This window comes from Streptomyces bobili (genome assembly GCF_002154575.1).
In the GTDB taxonomy this organism is placed as follows: domain Bacteria; phylum Actinomycetota; class Actinomycetes; order Streptomycetales; family Streptomycetaceae; genus Streptomyces; species Streptomyces bobili.
Genome location: NZ_MUBA01000180.1, coordinates 1 through 15,728, shown reverse-complemented (window position 1 = coordinate 15,728; position 15,728 = coordinate 1). Strand labels below are relative to the sequence as shown.

The window sequence follows — 15,728 nt, the reverse complement described above, 5'->3', positions numbered from 1 at the left end:
CGGCCTCGCCGGGGCCGGCCTGCTGACCACCCTGCTCGCCGCCGGCCTGTGGACCGACGACGGCACCGCCGGCCCGGCCGCCTCCCCGGCCACCGGCGGCGCGGCCTCCGCCGGCACCGGCTCGCCGGCCACCCCCACCGTCCCCTCGGGCCCCGACACCGCCCAACTCCCCAACGCCCCCCGGCAGACCCGGCTGCGCAACCTCGCCGCCGACCTCTGCCTGGACAGCCGCGGCGAGGCGAAGGCGGGCGTCGCCCTCGAACTGGCGGACTGCTCCGACGACCGGTCCCAGCAGTGGTCGTACGAGGAGGACGGGCAGCTGCGCAGCCTGGCCGAGCCCCATCTGTGCGTGGACGCACACGCGGACGCCGGCGTGGTCATCCTGGACACGTGCGCACAGGACGGCGACCCGCGCGCCGACGACGTCCGCTACGACCTCACCCCGCAGGGGGAGCTGCTGCCCCGCTGGGACGAGTCCCTCGCCCTCGCCCCGGCCGGTACGGACGCCGGCGCCGACATCGTCGTCAAGGTCCGCGACCGCTCCACCGGCCAGCGCTGGGAGTCCGACGCGGCCCCGGCCAGTACCGGATCGCTGTCGATCACCGGCACCGAGCCGCCCCCGGCGCGCCCCGTCGAACTGTCGGACCGCACCGCCTGAGAAGCGGCCGGTCCGGCGATCACCCGGCGGTCTCCTCCAGGTCCGCCGGGCCGACGGTCGCCGGAGTCGCGTGACCGGACAGGGCCAGCGTGAGGTCCAGCTCGGCGAGCAGGCAGCGGATCACATGCTCCACGCCGGGCTGTCCGTCCAGGCCGAGACCGTAGACGTACGGCCGGCCCAGCAGCACCGCGCGGGCGCCCAGCGCGAGCGCCTTGAAGACGTCGTCGCCGCTGCGCACCCCGCTGTCGAACAGCACGGTCAGCCGGTCGCCGACCGCCGCCGCGACCCGCGGCAGCGCGTCCGCGGCGGCGACCGCACCCGCCACCTGCCGGCCGCCGTGGTTGGAGACCACCACGCCGTCCATCCCGGCGTCGGCGGCCAGCCGGGCGTCGTCCGGATGCAGAACGCCCTTCAGCACGATCGGCCCGTCCCAGTGCTCGCGCAGGAACGCCAGGTCGGGCCAGGTCTTGCCGGGGTCCGCGAACAGGTTCACGAAGTGCATCACCGCCGCGTTCGGGTCCTCCTGCACCGGCTTGGCCAAACCCGCCCGGAACGCCGGATCGGTGAAGTAGTTCGCGGTGCCCACCCCGTGCAGGAACGGCAGATACGCCCGGTCGAGGTCACGGGGGCGCCAGGCCAGCAGCGGCGTGTCCAGGGTGACGACCAGCACCGAGAAGCCGGCCGCCCGCGCCCGGCTCAGGAAACTCCGTACCACCTCACGGTCCTTGGACCAGTAGAGCTGGAACCAGCGCTCGGCGTCCCCCATCGCCGCCGCGACCTCCTCCATCGGCGTGCTCGACGCCGACGACAGGACGAACGGCACACCCTGCGCGGCGGCGGCGCGGGCCGCCGCAGGCTCGGCCCCCGGATGCATGATCGACAGCACGCCCACGGGCGCCAGCGCCACCGGCGCGGGCAGGGAGCGGCCGAGCACCTCGACCGACAGATCGCGCTCGCGCACGTCCCGCAGCATCCGCGGCACGATCCGCCGGCGTTCGAGCGCCGCCCGGTTGGCGCGGGCGGTACTGCCGTCACCCGCGCTGCCCGCCACATAACCCACCGGGCCGGGGCCGAGCCGCTGCTCGGTCAGCTCCTCCAGCCGGCTCAGGTCGGTGGGCAGCCGGGGAACCGCGCCCGTCATCCCGTTCAGGTAGATCTCGTACTGGAAGTCCGCCCAGTGCCTGGCCATCCGTCCGTCCCGCCTCTCGTCGTCGAGCCGCGCTCCACGGCGACCATACCGGCGGGTAGGCGAGCGGGGGACGGGCTGCCGGACGTGCGCTGCCGGGCCTTTGCCACCTGCACGAAATGAGTCAGGCCCCGGACGTGGCAGGGAGGTCCGGCGAGGCCGGGGTGGATGAAAGGCACACCACTTCGGAGCTGCGGCGGGATGAACGGACGGGGGGCCGGCGAGCGCGGGCGGGCCGGACGCGGAATGTTTCAAGACGATTAACGAGCCTATGGAAACCGGTCACTTCGGCCAGGGAAGGGATCATGAAGCGCTTACCCAGGGCTTGGAACGTTCGAATCCTGTGACTTCGCGCCACTGATTCAACACGCAAGGTTACCGAAACCCGTGGGGTCGATGTGAGTTTCGGCGGCGGACTCGGCAGACTCGCGCTCGCCGCGTTCGACACCGACCGAGCCGGACCGGCACCCCCGAATCGAGCGGAAGGATGCACACAATGCGGAACACCGCGCGCTGGGCAGCGACCCTCGGCCTCACGGCCGCCTCTGTCTGCGGAACCCTCACCGGGTCCGCGCTCGCCGCCCCGGCCGCCCCGGCCTCGCTCTACGCCCCGTCGGCCCTGGTGCTGACCCTCGGGCACGGAGAGAGCGCCACCGCCGTCAGCCCGGCCCGTGCCGTCACCCTCACCTGTGCGCCGGGCCCCTCCGGCAGCCACCCGGCAGCCGCCCTGGCCTGTGCCGAACTGCGGGCGGCCGGCGGTGACTTCGAGGTACTGGCCGACCCGGGTGACGCGTGGTGCACCAGGGAGTACGACCCCATCGTCGTCACCGTCGACGGAGTCTGGCAGGGCAAGCGCGTCTCCTACGAGCGCACGTTCTCCAACGACTGCGTGAAGAACTCCTCCGGGAGTGTCCTCTTCGCGTTCTAGACCGGGGTCGCGTGGCCCCGTGTGCCATGCGACGGCTCGTGACGTGGGGAGTGCGAGCCACTGACACGGACAACCACGGCGATCCCGCGACCAGGGACCGGCAGGGCGGAGTGGGGCCGCCCGCCGGTCCCTGGCATTTCCCGTGCGGCACTCGGAGCCAGGCGTCGCGGTCAGGCCCGGTCGCGGTGGCTGGTGTCGCACCACGGGTAGCGGCGGCTGCGCCGGCAGGTGCACAGGGCGACCCGGAAGCGGTCGGAGACGACGGTGGAACCGTCCTCCAGTTCCACCTCGACGGGCCCCTCGACCAGCAGGGGACCCTTGCGCTGCACACTGATCCGGCGCGGCCGTTCAGCGGGGGAGTTCGGCACGGACCACCACCAGTTCCTCGTTGTTCTCGCTGCCGGACAGCAGCCCCCGCCGTCGCAGCCACTCCTGGCGGGAACGCAGGACGGGCCCGAACGGAATGCGGCGCCGCCGCGTCACGGACGCCTTCAGGTCCGCCGCGCGCAGCTGCCCGACGGTCCGGTCCGGATCGCTCAGCGCGGAGTGCACCAGCAGCAGCACCCCGCCGGGCCGCAGCAGCCCCGGTACCTCCCGGCAGATCCGGTCCAGCACCAGCCGGCCGTCACCGCCCGCGTCCCAGGCGCGGGCCGGGCCGCGCGGCGCCCGGCCGGAGTGGGGGGCGGGCACGTACGGCGGGTTCGCCAGGACGAGGTCGAAGGTCCGGCCGCGCACCGGTTCGAAGAGGTTCCCGCGCAGCACGCGCACCGGCAGCCCGGCCCGCCGGGCGTTCCAGCGGGCGGCGTACACCGCCCGCCAGGACACGTCGACGGCGGTCACCCGGGTCCCGCGGCGCGCCGCCTCCAGGGCCAGCGCGCCGGAGCCGGTGCCCACGTCGAGGACGTCGGAGCCCGGCGGCAGAGGTTCTTCGGACAGCGCCCCGGCCAGCAGGTCGGTGTCCTCCTGAGGGGCGTACACGCCCGGAAGTACCAGCGGATTCACGTCGGCCAAGTACCCCCACAATCAAGAAATATGGGTCTTTTCGGAAGTCGGGGGAGTGTGCAGGGTCGGCGGCGTGCGCAGCGAGGAGCGCCCGGCCCGCCAGTCCCCGAGCAGCCGCTCGCCCAGCCGGTCCTCCAGCAGGACGGTGGCCCCCACACCGAACGCGACATCGGGTGCGAGCCACGGCTCCTGTTCGAGCAGACCGCCGATCACCTCGTGCCGTACGACCTGCTCATGGACCGCGTCGGCCTCCACGTGCTCGTCGTAGAAGTACGCGGCGGCGGGCCCCGCGCCCGCGCGGCGCATGGCCTCGGCGAGCCGCCGGGAACCCGGCGAGGAGGTGATCTCCACGGTGGCGAAATGGCCGACCAGCGCGCCGCGCAGGCCGCGGTGCAGGCCGAACAGGGACATCAGGTTGACCGTGGCCAGCGTCTCGGCGCACGCGGCGTCCAGATAGCGGCCGTACGTGGTGTCCAGGTCCAGGTCCGTCATCAGGTCCGCGAAGAGGCGGGCGTGGACCCGGTCGGCTCGGCCGCCGCCGTACTCGTCGAACTCCACCGCCGCCATCGCCGCCTTGGCCCGTCCCCACAGCCGCGGCAGCACCCAGGCGTGCGGGTCGGCCTCCTTGAGATGGTAGAGGGAGCGCTGTGCCGCGTACTCGCGCAGCTGCCACAACTCGCCCTCGTCGCGCAGGAAGTGGGAGACACCGGTGCCCTCCACCGGCTCGACGAGCAGCTCGGCGAGGGCATCCTCCACGCTGTCCCGGACCGGGGTGTCGGCGCGCAGCGCGGTGAGGAACCGCTGCTCCAGCGCGGCGCGCAGCCGCAGCAGGCCGGGGTCCCACTCGACGTCGGGGCTCACCCCGGCGAAGCCGCGGTAGTGCGGTTCGTAGCAGACGTAGAGCGCCAGCTGGAGGTCGTCGCCGTACGGGGCCGCTCGTTCGGCCGTCGGGGCGGGCGGCAGCGGGCCCGTGCCCAGCAGGTACTCGCGCACGCCCGCGGACAGGGGTCCGCGGGCGGCGGGCAGCCGTGGTCCTTCGTATGCCATGCGCGCCGGGTACCCCTTGAGGCCGGGTGGCATCCGCCCGAGTGGACCCGGCCCCGAGGGGTACTCCGGACCGTCATGAAGGCACTCGTGATCAACTGCACGCTCAAGAGGTCCCCCGACCCCTCCAACACCGACGCGCTCGCCCAGGTCGTCGTGGACCGACTGGAGAAGGACGGTGTCCGTGTGAAGGTGCTCCGGGCCGTCGACCTGGACATCGAGCCGGGCGTGACCAGCGAACCCGTCCGCGAGGGCGACGCCTGGCCGGCCGTGCACGCCGAGCTGCTGGACGCCGAGATCCTGGTGATGGCCTCGCCGACCTGGCTGGGCAGGCCGTCCTCCGTGGCCCAGAGGGTGCTGGAGAGGATGGACGCCATGCTGTCCGAGACCGACGACCAGGGCCGGCCCGTCGCCTACAACCGGGTCGCGGGCGTCGTCGTCACCGGCAACGAGGACGGCGCCCACCACGTCATCAGCGAGATCTCGGGAGCGCTCGCCGACATCGGCTACACCATTCCGGGCCAGGCCTGGACGTACTGGCACCTCGGCCCCGGACCCGGCCCCGACTACCTCGACGATGAGCGGGGCCGCGAGTGGTCGCACCGCACCGGCCGGGCCATGGCCGCCAACCTGGCCGGCGTCGCGCGGGCGCTCGCCGCGCGGCCCCTGGGGGCGCCGCCGGGCTGAGCCGCCGCAGGGCTGATGAGCCGGGCGGCCGGTGGGCCCCGGCGTCAGTCCCCGTGGGACTCCTCCTGGGCGCGGGTGTTCGGGGTGATGGCCTCACCGGCCTCGCCCCGGCCGCGCCGCGACTCCCGCTCCTCGTCGGTGCGGCGCTCGGCCTCCTCGATCTCGCGCATCACCTTCTCGAGCGCGGTCCTGGGACGGTCCTGCCGGTTCTCCTCGGCGTCCCGCTGCTCGGTCTCCTGTCGCTCGGCGTCCTCGGACACGGACGGCTCCCTTCCTCTCGGTGCCCGGCTCCTCGCCTCCGCACGGCGCCCGGCCGGGTCTGGTCAGTTCATGGCGGAGGCCGCGACGCGCAGCGGCACCGGCTCAGCGGGCGCCGACTCCTCGGAGAGCCGGGTGACCTCCGCCCACCAGGACGCCCCGTCCTCGATGTGCCGCAGCAGGACGCCCTCGCGGATCGCCCACGGGCAGACGGTGACCGTCTTCAGGCCGATCAGCTTCATCGCCGTGTGCCCGACGACCGCGCCGGCCAGGCTCTGCGCGGCGCGCGGGGCGGAGATGCCGGGCAGCTCGGCCCGCGCGGCGGCCGGCAACGCCGCCAGCCGGGTCACCGCCTCGCCCAGGCCGGCACAGTCCAGCGTGCGGGCGACGAACGGGCCCTGCCGGCCGGGCGGCGCCCCGCACAGCCGGGCCAGCTGCTGGAACGTACGGGAGGTGACCACCGCCGTACGCGGGCCCTCCCAGCGGATCCGGGCGGCCACGTCCCGAAGCTGGTGGCGGACCCTGCGGCGCAGCTCGCGGACCCGTTCCGGGGGCGGCGGGTCCCCTTCCGCGAAGAACTCGTGGGTCAGCCGGCCGGCCCCGAGCGGCAGCGAGGCCACGAAGTCCGGCAGCCGGCCCCGCCCGAACGCCACCTCGAACGAGCCGCCGCCGATGTCCATCAGCGCGAGCGGCCCCGCCCGCCAGCCCATCCAGCGCCGCGCCCCGAGGAACGTCAGCTCGGCCTCCACCTCGCCCGGCAGGGTGCACAGCGGCACACCGGTGTGCGCGGTGACCGTACGCAGCACCTCCCGCTGGTTGGGGGAGTTGCGCACCATGGCGGTCGCGAAGGCCAGCGGGCTCGCCGCGCCCCACCGGGCCGCCGTACGGTTCGCGGCGGCCACCGCCTCGACCAGGTTCCCGATCGCGTCGCCGGGTATCGGCTCACCCGGCTTGACCTGCTCGGACAGCCGCAGCCGCCACTTGGCCGTGTGCACCGGGAGCGGTACGCCGTCCTGCGCGTCCGCCACCACCAGCCGCACGGTGTTGGATCCCACGTCCAGCACGCTGATTCTCATGGCCGGGCGAGTACCCGGCGAAGGCGCTCCCTACGTCACCCGGCGGTGACCGACTTCCACGGTCCGGCGCCGCCCGGCCCTCAGGCCAGCTGACGCCGCACCAGTTCGTGCAGCCGGCCGGCCGGATCCGCGAGCAGCCGGGACGGCGGGCCCTGTTCGGCGACCTTGCCGTTCTCCATCACCACGACCCGGTCGGCGTCCAGCACCGTGGACAGCCGGTGGGCGATGACGATGCGCGTGGCGTTGAGCGCCCGGGTGCTGTCGATGACCGTGCGCTGGGTCTCGTTGTCCAGGGCGCTGGTCGCCTCGTCGAAGTAGAGGATCCGCGGGCGCCGGATCAGCGCCTGGGCGATCATCAGCCGCTGGCGCTGACCGCCCGAGACCGAGCCGCTGCCCGAGACGATCGTGTGCAGGCCCATCGGCATCCGCTCGATGTCCGCCGCGAGCCCCGCCATCCTGGCCGCCGCCATCGCCTCCTCGGGCGTGTAGGACCCGGTGCCACAGATGACGTCCAGGATCGACCCGGTGAAGGGCTGGGCGTGCTGGAGCACCACCCCGCACTGCCGGCGTACGGCCGACCGGTCGAGGGCGGCCAGATCCTGACCGTCGTAGAGCACGCTGCCCGAGACCGGGCGGTCGAAGCCGATGAGCAGGCGCAGCAGGGTCGACTTGCCGCAGCCGCTGGGCCCGACGATCGCCACGAACTCGCCCGGCCGCACCTCGAACGAAACGTCGTCCAGGACGAGGGGGCCGTCGTCGGAGTAGCGGAACGACAGCCGGCGCGCCTCGACCGCGCCGGACAGCGGCCCCGGCCGGGTGCTCGCCGCCCGCACCTCCGGGGTCGCCTCCAGCACCGGCCGGATCTCCTCGAACAGCGGCAGCGCGGCCACCACCGACACGAACGCGCCGGTCAGCGAGGTCACCGAGGTCAGCAGCATCGTCATCGACGTGTTGAAGGTGAGGAAGTCCGCCGCCGACATCGTGCCGCGCGCCGGACCGGCCAGCAGCATGAACATCACCAGGGAGCACAGCGGCAGATACACCGCGCCCAGCACCGTGGACAGGTTCTTGATCCGGCCGAGCCGCTGCTGGAGTTCACGGCTGCGGGCGAACTGGCCCGCCCAGGCGGCGTAGGCGTAGTTCTCGGCGGCGGCGATCCGCAGCTTGGGCAGGCCCCGCAGGGTCTGGAACGCCTGGTTGTTGAGCTTGTTGGAGAGCACCACCAGCCTGCGCTGCCAGCGCACCTGCCACAGCCCGAGCCCGAGGAACACGGCGGCGATGACGACGAGCATGCCGATCGCGGCCAGCGCCATCGGCACGCTGTACCAGAGCAGCAGACCCAGGTTCATGGCGCCGACGGTCACCGACTGCGCGACCGACGGGCCGAGGCCCGCCAGCAGCCGGCGGATCGCGCTGATGCCCATGGCCGCGCTCGCCAGTTCACCCGTGGAGCGTTCGGTGAAGAACGTCGTCGGCAGCCTCAGCAGCCGGTCCCACACGGCGGGCTGGAGCGTCGCCTCGATCCGGCCCTCCAGCCGCAGGATGGTCATGTTCTGGAGCAGCATGAAGGCCGCCGCCACCACGGCGCTGACCAGTACGGCCAGACACACCTGCTCGATCAGCCCCTGCTGGGCCCGCGGCACGTACTCGCCGAGCACCTTGCCGGTGGCGACCGGCACCAGCGCGCCGATCGCCACCGTGACGAGCCCGCTGAGGAGCAGGCCCGTCAGGTCACGGCCGGTGCCCCGCATGCTGAACCGCAGCAGCCCGAGCGGACCGAGTCCGCGCTCGGGCAGCGGGCGGTAGAACATGACCGCCCGCGGCTCGAACTCCGCCGCGTTGGCCTTCTCCACCGGCGTCTCGCGGCCGGTCGCGGGATGGACGGCGACATAGCCGCCGCGCCGCCACAGCAGCGCGACCGGCGCCCCGGACAGGGCCCGGTGGGCGACCAGCGGGCCGACGTCGTCGCGCCACCAGCGGCCGTCCAGCCGTACGGCGCGGGTGCGCACGCGGGAGGCGAGGGCGATCTGCTCGACGGGGTCGAGCCGGTCGTCACCGACGCCGGTCCGGGCCGGTTCGACGAGGGTGATGCCGGCGGCCCCCGCGACCAGTTCGCAGGCCGCGAACGTGGCGTCCGCGTCCGCGGCCGTCGCGCGCGGCCCCGCCTTCCGGCCGATCGACGCCAGCAGCGTCCGGTCGGCCTGCGCGCGCACCGCCTCACCGGCCTTGAGGCCGGCGGCCGTGCGCGTCTCGTGGGTGCGCTCGACCTGCTCGATCCAGCGGTCCAGGGTGGTCAGCAGGCGGTACTGCTGGTCGACCATGGACTGCCACACCGCGGGGTCCATCAGCAGGTCGGTGGCGGCCTCCGCGCCGTACAGCGAGCCGTACTGGACGCTGCCCGGCGGGACCTGCATCCAGAACACGTCGTCGTCGGTGACCTCCGTGGGCCGCTCGGCCATCGGGGCCTGGAAGAGGACGGACAGTCCGCGGCCGACGCCGAGGGCGAGGGCGTACTCCAGGGGGCTCGACGTGGGCGGCACGTACTGGGGGTTGCCGTACGCGTCGTAGGACCAGGTCTGGGTGCCCGCGGGCTCGTACAGCTCACGCAGGCCGACGCGGTGGACCACACAGTCGCGCAACGGGCGGGCCACCAGCGTGTGCTGGGGGCCGGCCACCGGGCCGAGCAGCAGCGAGCCCGCCTCCAGCCGGCCCAGGTGGTGCCAGTGGCCCTGCTGCTCCGCGTCCACCGCGAACAGGTCCAGCGCGCCTGCGGCGACCAGCCACAGCACCTGCGGACCCTCCAGGTCGAGCCGGCCCACCCCGGCGCAGTCCACCCGCGTACCCATCCGCCCCAACGCCGAGAGGACGACGTCACCTTCCTGTACGGCCGTCATCTCACCGCTCCCTGACCAGCGCCGCGTACGCCCCGCCGCGCGCGAGAAGGTCCTCGTGCCGTCCGCGTTCCACGACCGTGCCGTGTTCGAGGACGACGATCTCGTCGCTGTCGCGGACCGTGCTGAGCCGGTGCGCGATCACCACACAGGCGCAGCCGCGCCGGCGCAGGTTGTCCATGACCAGCTGTTCGGTCTCCGCGTCCAGCGCGCTGGTCACCTCGTCCAGCACCAGGATGCTGGGCCGGCGCACCAACGCCCGTGCGATCTCCAGGCGTTGGCGCTGACCGCCGGAGAAGTTGCGGCCGTCCTGCTCGACCCGGCTGTGGACGCCGCCGGGCCGCCGTACGACGACGTCGTACAGGGCGGCGTCCCGCAGGGCCTCCACCACCGCGTCGTCCGGGACGGAGGGGTCCCACAGCGCCACGTTGTCGCGGACCGTGCCCTCGAAGAGGAACACCTCCTGGTCGACGAAGGAGACCGAGGCGGCGAGGGCCCCGCGCGGGATGTCCTCCAGGCGCCGGCCGTCGATGCGGATCACGCCCTCCCACGGCGCGTACAGGCCCGAGATCAGCCGGGACACCGTCGACTTGCCGCTGCCCGAGCCGCCCACCAGCGCGACCTGCTGCCCCGGCCCGACACTCAGGTCGAAGCCGGTCAGCAGCGGCTTGTCGAGCGGGCTGTAGCCGAAGCCGATGTTCTCCAGCTCGACGTGGCCGTGCAGCCGGCGGGTGGAGTCGCCGCCGGAGCGGCGGTCGTAGAGCGGGTCGGCCCGGAAGTTCTCCACGTCCTTGAGCCGGGCCACGTCCGCGGCGAAGTCCTGGATACGGCCCGCGACACCGTTCAGCCGGGTCAGCGGGGCGGTGAAGCGGGCGACCAGCGCCTGGAAGGCGACCAGCAGACCCACCGAGATGGCGCCCTCGATCGCCCGCATCCCGCCGATCCACAGGATCAGCGCGCTGTTGACGGTCGCCAGCGTCGGCGCGACCACACCCAGCCAGGCGCTGGGCACCCCGAGCCGCTGCTGCTCCTCCAGCGTGGTGGCGTGCTGCCCGGCCCACTTGCGGAAGTAGCCGTCCTCACCGCCGGTCGCCTTCATCGTCTCGATCAACTGGAGCCCGCTGTACGCCGTGTTGGTCAGCCGCGCGTTGTCCGCGCGCAGCTTGGCCGTACGGGTCGCGCGCATCCGGATCACCACGCGCATCGCGACCAGGTTCAGCAGGGCCACGCCGATGCCGACGAACGTCAGTTGCGGGTCGTAGGTGTAGAGGAGGACCGCGTACAGGACGACGACCACCGCGTCCACGCCCGCCGACGCGAGGTCACGGGCCAGGGTCTCGGCCACCGCGTCGTTGGACTGCAGGCGCTGCACAAGGTCGGCCGGGCCGCGCTGGGAGAAGAAGGTGACCGGCAGCCGCAGCAGATGGCGCAGGAAGCGGGCGCTGGACAGCGTCGAGGAGATGATCCGGCCGTGTTGCAGGTTGGCCTGCTGGAGCCAGGTCAGCGCGACGGTGAGCAGCACGCAGGCTCCCATCGACGCGAACAGCACCTCCAGCAGGGAGGTCTGGTCGCCGATCAGGAACATGTCGATGTAGGTCCGGCTCAGCGCGGGTACGGCCGCGCCCACCACGACGAGCAGCAGGCTCGCCAGCACGGCGGCCGGCAGGGTGCCCGCGGTGCCGCGCAGCCGGGCCGGCATCGCGCCCAGCACACCCCGCTTGCGCCCGCCGCGTTCGAAGTCCTCGCCCGGCTCCAGCACCAGCACCACACCGGTGAAGCTGCCGTCGAAGTCCTCCATCGGCACGAACCGGCGGCCCTTGCCGGGGTCGTTGACGAACACGCCCCGGCGGCCGAAGCGGCGGCGCAGACCCTCGTAGACGACGTAGTGGTTGAACTCCCAGAACAGGATCGCGGGCGACCTCACCTCGGCGAGGGCCGCCAGGTCCATCTGCATGCCCTTGGCGGTCAGGCCGTAACCGCGGGCCGCCTTCAGGAGGTTGCTGGCGCGCGAGCCGTCCCGCGACACCCCGCACGCGATGCGCAGCTCCTCCAGCGGGACGTGACGGCCGTAGTGGCCCAGGACCATGGCGAGGGAGGCGGCCCCGCACTCCACGGCCTCCATCTGGAGCACGGTGGGCGTACGGACGGTCTTCATCCGGCTCTTGGGGACCGCGCGCCGGGGCGGCGCGGCCCGTCGTCGGCCGCGGGTCTCGGTCGCGGTCACGGAAGCAGCCAATCGAGGGGACGCTGGTCGGCCAGCCGGATCGAGGCGGTGGCCATGGTCATGGAGGTGAGTGCGTACGGCGGCCCGTCGGCGGACGACCACGTGTAGCCGCTCCTCGTCGCCGGGGAGCGGTCGAGCCGGACCAGGACCGCCACCGGGCGGCCCTCCCGTGTGAACTGCTCGCCCAGTTGGCCGTCGCCGAGGAACGCGGCGATCTGCTGGGCCGACTGCGCCGAGCGGTCCACCGACTTCACCCGGCCGCGCAGCACGCCGTACCGCTGCGACGGCACCGTCTGCACGGTCAGGTCCACGGCCGCGTCGGCCGGGACGGAGGCCGCGTTCTCCGCCGGGACGTACACCGTCGCGTACAACGGTTCGTCCGCCTCCGCGACCTTCTCCACCGCGGCGACGTTCGCGCCGGTGGAGACGATCTGCCCGAGGGTGGCGGCGAGCGCGGTGATCCGGCCCGCGGCGACCGTGCGCACCACCGTGTCGCCGTCGGCGGTACGCACCTTCAGCACGGGGGAGCCGGCGGGCAGCCGCTCGCCCTCCTTCGCGAGGACCGCGGTGACCTGGCCGGCCGCGGGGCTCTGGAGGATGTAGCTGCCCTCGCCGTGGGTGAGGACGGCGGGCGCGCTCACGGTGGAGGTGACCGAGCCGGTCACCGCCCATACGGACGCGGCGGCCATGACGACCACGGTCACGGACAGCACCAGCCAGCCCTGGGGGCGGGCGAAGCGCACCGGCAGGTCGAGCTCCTCGGGCGACTGGAGCTTGGCGAGGGCCTGTTGGCGGAACTGCACGGGACTTCCCTCGGGGGATTCACGGCATCGGCTCGGGGTTCACGGGGCCGCATCGCGGGTTCGACGGGGCCGGATCGGGGGTTCACGGGGCCGAGTCGGAGGTTCGACGGGACCGGGCCGACGGTTGCGTGGAACCGGGCCGACGGCTGCTCGGCGCCGACTCGGCGGTTGACGGCACCGACTCGGCGGTTCACGGCACCGAAGAGTCCCGGAACCGGGTGAGCGGCTCCGGGACTCGAAGGGTCACAAGGCGGCGATCAGAGACCGGCGACCAGGTTGGTGACGGGGGCGGCGCTCAGGCCGGTCGCACCCTCGACGGTGCCGACGACCGTGTCGACCAGGGCGGAGACCGGCGCGATGCCGTCCACCAGGCCGGTGACGGTGCCGAGGGCGTTCACGGACAGGCCGCCGGAGACGTTGTCGAGGTCGGCGTCGGCGATCTCGACGGTCTCGACCTGGGGGGTGGAGTTCATGGGGGAACTTCCCTTCATATGGATATCTCACAAGGGGGGAGCGGCCCCCTCTGGGGACAGATGACGGCCGCGACCGCGGGCACCGAAGTCCCGTTTCCGGGAACCCCGGTGGACCCCGCGATGCGTTGGATCAAAGCAGGTCTGCCGCCGGGGCTTCCAATCAATCACCCGCCTCACCAGGGAACTTGCGTCACGGGAGAGTCAAAGCGTGCAGGTGTGGCCACGCGTTGTCGCCGACTTCTTCACACCCCGGCCCGAGATCGCTCCGATGAGCGGCGCACGTCCTCGCGGCGAATCCGACACACCGGCCCCAATGGCACGCCGGGCCGCGCGCGGTTGTGCAGAAGCGGGGAGCCCCGTGACCCGCTTGGGCAATCGGTGTGCAGATTCCCTGAAGCAGGGATTCCGCTCTCCGTCCGGAACGGTCCGTCAGCGACCGGTCACCTTCGGTATGAGCGGGCGTCAGCCCAGCAGGGCGTAGACCGTGCTCGCCCGTGCGGCGAGTTCACCCGAACGCTCGGCCGTCATCGTGATGTCCGCGAAGGCCATCCGGCGGCCCAGCTTCGTCAGGACCGCCTGGATCAGGACATCCGAATCGGCCACAGCACGCTGGAAGGACGTCGACTGCTGCACCGTCGTCATCGGCACGAAGGCCCCCCGGGCGGCCGAGACGGCGATCACCGTCGCGGTGTCCGCGGCTGCCATCAACGCCTGCCCCGACAGCCCACCGCCCTCCCTTGCCAACTCCGTCGACCAGGGCAGACGCAGAATCGCCCGGTCCTCTCCCAGCGCTTCCACGGACAGGCCCAGCGCGCGCACCCACGGCGCGAAGCAGTCGGAAAGGATCTTGTCGGCTTCGGTGGTCGTCATCGTCATATGGGCGATTGTTCCCCGCCGCGCTCTCCGGGACTCCGGTCATGGCCGATTCACGGTTTCGCAAAGGAAGTCGGCAAACGCGATTGAACGCACCCCGCGCCCCCTGCGTACCCATGGCCAACCAGGCGCCGCTGTACGGAGCTGCCGCCCCCGGCAGCCGGACCCCGTCCCCCCAGGAGGTCGAGTTTTTTGAGTCACAAGCGAATTCCGAAGCGCAGGGCCGCGATAGCGGTGGGTGGTGTCGCGGCGCTCGGAGCGGCGGCACTCCTGCTGCCCCACGCCAACGCCTCCCAGGACGGCGGCGACAAGGCCGCCGCGGCGCCGAGGACCATGAAGGCGGCGGACGCCTCGGACCTCGCCTCACAGCTGCAGAACCTGCTCGGCGACGCCTTCGCGGGCTCCTACTTCGACACCGGCAAGAATCAGCTCGTCGTCAACGTCGTCGACGTCTCCGGTGACCAGAACAACGTCATCGTCCAGGCGAAGAAGGCCGGCGCGAAGATACGCGAGGTCGACAACAGCACGGCCGAACTCAAGGCCGCCGCGCAGACCCTGAAGGCCGACGCGACCATCCCGGGCACCTCCTGGGCGGTCGACCCGCGGACCAACAAGATCCTCGTCACCGCCGACTCCACGGTCACCGGCGGCAAGTGGGACCAGCTGGAGTCCACCGTCCAGAACCTCGGCGCCGGGACCGCCACCATCAAGAAGTCGGCCGGCACCTTCAAGACCTTCGCCTCCGGCGGTGACGCCATCTTCGCCGGCGGAGCGCGCTGCTCCCTCGGCTTCAACGTCACCGCGGGCGACGGCGCCCCGGCCTTCCTGACGGCCGGTCACTGCGGCGTCGCGGCCGAGGCCTGGTCCGACTCCGAGGCCGGCGAGCCCATCGCCACCGTCGACCAGGCGGTCTTCCCCGGCGAGGGCGACTTCGCACTCGTGAAGTACGACGACCCGGCCACGGTCGCCCCGAGCGAGGTCAACCTCGGCGACCAGACCGTGCAGATCTCCCAGGCCGCGGACGCCACCGTCGGCACCCAGGTCTTCCGGATGGGCAGCACCACCGGTCTCGCCGACGGGCAGGTCCTCGGCCTCGACGCCACCGTCAACTACCCCGAGGGCACAGTCACGGGCCTCATCCAGACCGACGTCTGCGCCGAGCCCGGCGACAGCGGCGGCTCGCTGTTCACCCAGGACGGCCTCGCGATCGGCCTGACCTCCGGCGGCAGCGGTGACTGCACGGCCGGCGGCGAGACCTTCTTCCAGCCGGTGACCACCGCCCTCGAGGCGGTCGGCGCGACCCTCGGCGACGCCGGGGCCGGTGCGGGCGCCGATGAGGGTATCGGCGCCGGGGACGGCGTGGGCGACGACGAGGCCGGAGCGGGTGCCGGCGAAGGCGCCGCGGAAGGTGCCGACGCGGGCGCCGCCGCCGGTGCCGGTGAAGCAGCGGGCGGCGAGACCGGAGCCGGCGAGGAGGCCGGTCAGGAGGCCGGTCAGGACGCAGGCGGAGCGGCCGGTGCCGGGGACCAGAACGGCGACGGCGTCCAGGACGACTCCGGGCTGACCGAGAACCACTGACGCGCCGTACCCACCGCCCGTCCCTCACCCCGACCACCGGCCGGACG

Annotated in this window: 15 protein-coding genes; 4 read left to right on the top strand and 11 right to left on the bottom strand. The window is 73.1% G+C overall.

Translation table 11 applies throughout. The features are described 5' to 3' along the window. Positions 1 to 658 (top strand): RICIN domain-containing protein (locus tag BZL64_RS15560; protein ID WP_143663151.1); only part of this gene is annotated, 658 nt, incomplete at its 5' end. 19 nt (positions 659 to 677) lie between these two features. On the opposite strand, the gene BZL64_RS15555 is transcribed toward BZL64_RS15560, so the two are convergent. After that, positions 678 to 1,847, bottom strand: coding sequence for a lactate 2-monooxygenase (locus BZL64_RS15555; protein ID WP_086769786.1), 1,170 nt, complete (start codon positions 1,845 to 1,847; stop codon positions 678 to 680). A 493-nt stretch (positions 1,848 to 2,340) separates the two neighbouring features. On the opposite strand from BZL64_RS15555, the gene BZL64_RS15550 reads away from it, so the two are divergent. Continuing rightward, on the top strand, positions 2,341 to 2,772 hold the full coding sequence (locus tag BZL64_RS15550) for a subtilase-type protease inhibitor (protein WP_086769785.1): 432 nt from the start codon (positions 2,341 to 2,343) through the stop codon (positions 2,770 to 2,772). Between the two features lie 170 nt (positions 2,773 to 2,942). Here the strand turns inward: BZL64_RS15550 and BZL64_RS15545 are convergent, their stop codons facing one another. From BZL64_RS15545 to BZL64_RS15535, 3 genes are read right to left on the bottom strand one after another with little or no spacing between them, the layout of a single operon-like run. Further along, positions 2,943 to 3,140 (bottom strand): CDGSH iron-sulfur domain-containing protein, encoded by a 198-nt coding sequence (locus tag BZL64_RS15545; protein ID WP_086769784.1) that lies wholly within the window; start codon positions 3,138 to 3,140, stop codon positions 2,943 to 2,945. Next, positions 3,121 to 3,750 carry a HemK2/MTQ2 family protein methyltransferase gene (locus tag BZL64_RS15540; RefSeq protein ID WP_425276048.1) on the bottom strand — a complete coding sequence of 210 codons (630 nt, stop codon included), beginning with the start codon at positions 3,748 to 3,750 and terminating at the stop codon, positions 3,121 to 3,123. The genes BZL64_RS15545 and BZL64_RS15540 overlap by 20 nt, the downstream gene beginning before the upstream one ends. A gap of 45 nt (positions 3,751 to 3,795) precedes the next feature. Further along, on the bottom strand, positions 3,796 to 4,821 hold the full coding sequence (locus BZL64_RS15535) for an iron-containing redox enzyme family protein (protein ID WP_086769787.1): 1,026 nt from the start codon (positions 4,819 to 4,821) through the stop codon (positions 3,796 to 3,798). Between the two features lie 75 nt (positions 4,822 to 4,896). Here BZL64_RS15535 and BZL64_RS15530 point away from each other — a divergent pair, with 75 nt between their 5' ends. After that, positions 4,897 to 5,505: a flavodoxin family protein gene (locus BZL64_RS15530; RefSeq protein WP_086769782.1), complete on the top strand. Its 609-nt coding sequence runs from the start codon at positions 4,897 to 4,899 to the stop codon at positions 5,503 to 5,505. A 44-nt stretch (positions 5,506 to 5,549) separates the two neighbouring features. Here the strand turns inward: BZL64_RS15530 and BZL64_RS15525 are convergent, their stop codons facing one another. From BZL64_RS15525 to BZL64_RS15495, 7 genes are all read right to left on the bottom strand, one after another. Continuing rightward, a complete protein-coding gene (locus BZL64_RS15525; RefSeq protein ID WP_086769781.1) occupies positions 5,550 to 5,765 on the bottom strand; it encodes a hypothetical protein in 216 nt (71 codons plus the stop codon). 63 nt (positions 5,766 to 5,828) lie between these two features. Next, positions 5,829 to 6,839 carry a Ppx/GppA family phosphatase gene (locus BZL64_RS15520; RefSeq protein WP_086769780.1) on the bottom strand — a complete coding sequence of 337 codons (1,011 nt, stop codon included), beginning with the start codon at positions 6,837 to 6,839 and terminating at the stop codon, positions 5,829 to 5,831. Between the two features lie 80 nt (positions 6,840 to 6,919). Then, the gene (locus BZL64_RS15515; RefSeq protein ID WP_086769779.1) at positions 6,920 to 9,733 is read right to left on the bottom strand and encodes an NHLP bacteriocin export ABC transporter permease/ATPase subunit; all 2,814 of its coding nucleotides are present in this window, start codon (positions 9,731 to 9,733) and stop codon (positions 6,920 to 6,922) included. A 1-nt stretch (position 9,734) separates the two neighbouring features. Continuing rightward, on the bottom strand, positions 9,735 to 11,885 hold the full coding sequence (locus BZL64_RS15510; protein ID WP_244205350.1) for an NHLP family bacteriocin export ABC transporter peptidase/permease/ATPase subunit: 2,151 nt from the start codon (positions 11,883 to 11,885) through the stop codon (positions 9,735 to 9,737). Between the two features lie 65 nt (positions 11,886 to 11,950). Then, positions 11,951 to 12,757, bottom strand: coding sequence for an HlyD family efflux transporter periplasmic adaptor subunit (locus BZL64_RS15505; RefSeq protein ID WP_086769777.1), 807 nt, complete (start codon positions 12,755 to 12,757; stop codon positions 11,951 to 11,953). Between the two features lie 257 nt (positions 12,758 to 13,014). Continuing rightward, positions 13,015 to 13,230, bottom strand: a complete 216-nt coding sequence (locus BZL64_RS15500) for a type A2 lantipeptide (RefSeq protein WP_086769776.1) — start codon at positions 13,228 to 13,230, stop codon at positions 13,015 to 13,017. Between the two features lie 462 nt (positions 13,231 to 13,692). Beyond that, positions 13,693 to 14,106 carry a PaaI family thioesterase gene (locus tag BZL64_RS15495; RefSeq protein ID WP_086769775.1) on the bottom strand — a complete coding sequence of 138 codons (414 nt, stop codon included), beginning with the start codon at positions 14,104 to 14,106 and terminating at the stop codon, positions 13,693 to 13,695. A 189-nt stretch (positions 14,107 to 14,295) separates the two neighbouring features. On the opposite strand from BZL64_RS15495, the gene BZL64_RS15490 reads away from it, so the two are divergent. Next, complete coding sequence (locus BZL64_RS15490; protein WP_086769774.1) at positions 14,296 to 15,681, top strand: S1 family peptidase; 1,386 nt, start codon at positions 14,296 to 14,298, stop codon at positions 15,679 to 15,681. The last annotated feature ends 47 nt before the right edge of the window (positions 15,682 to 15,728 follow it).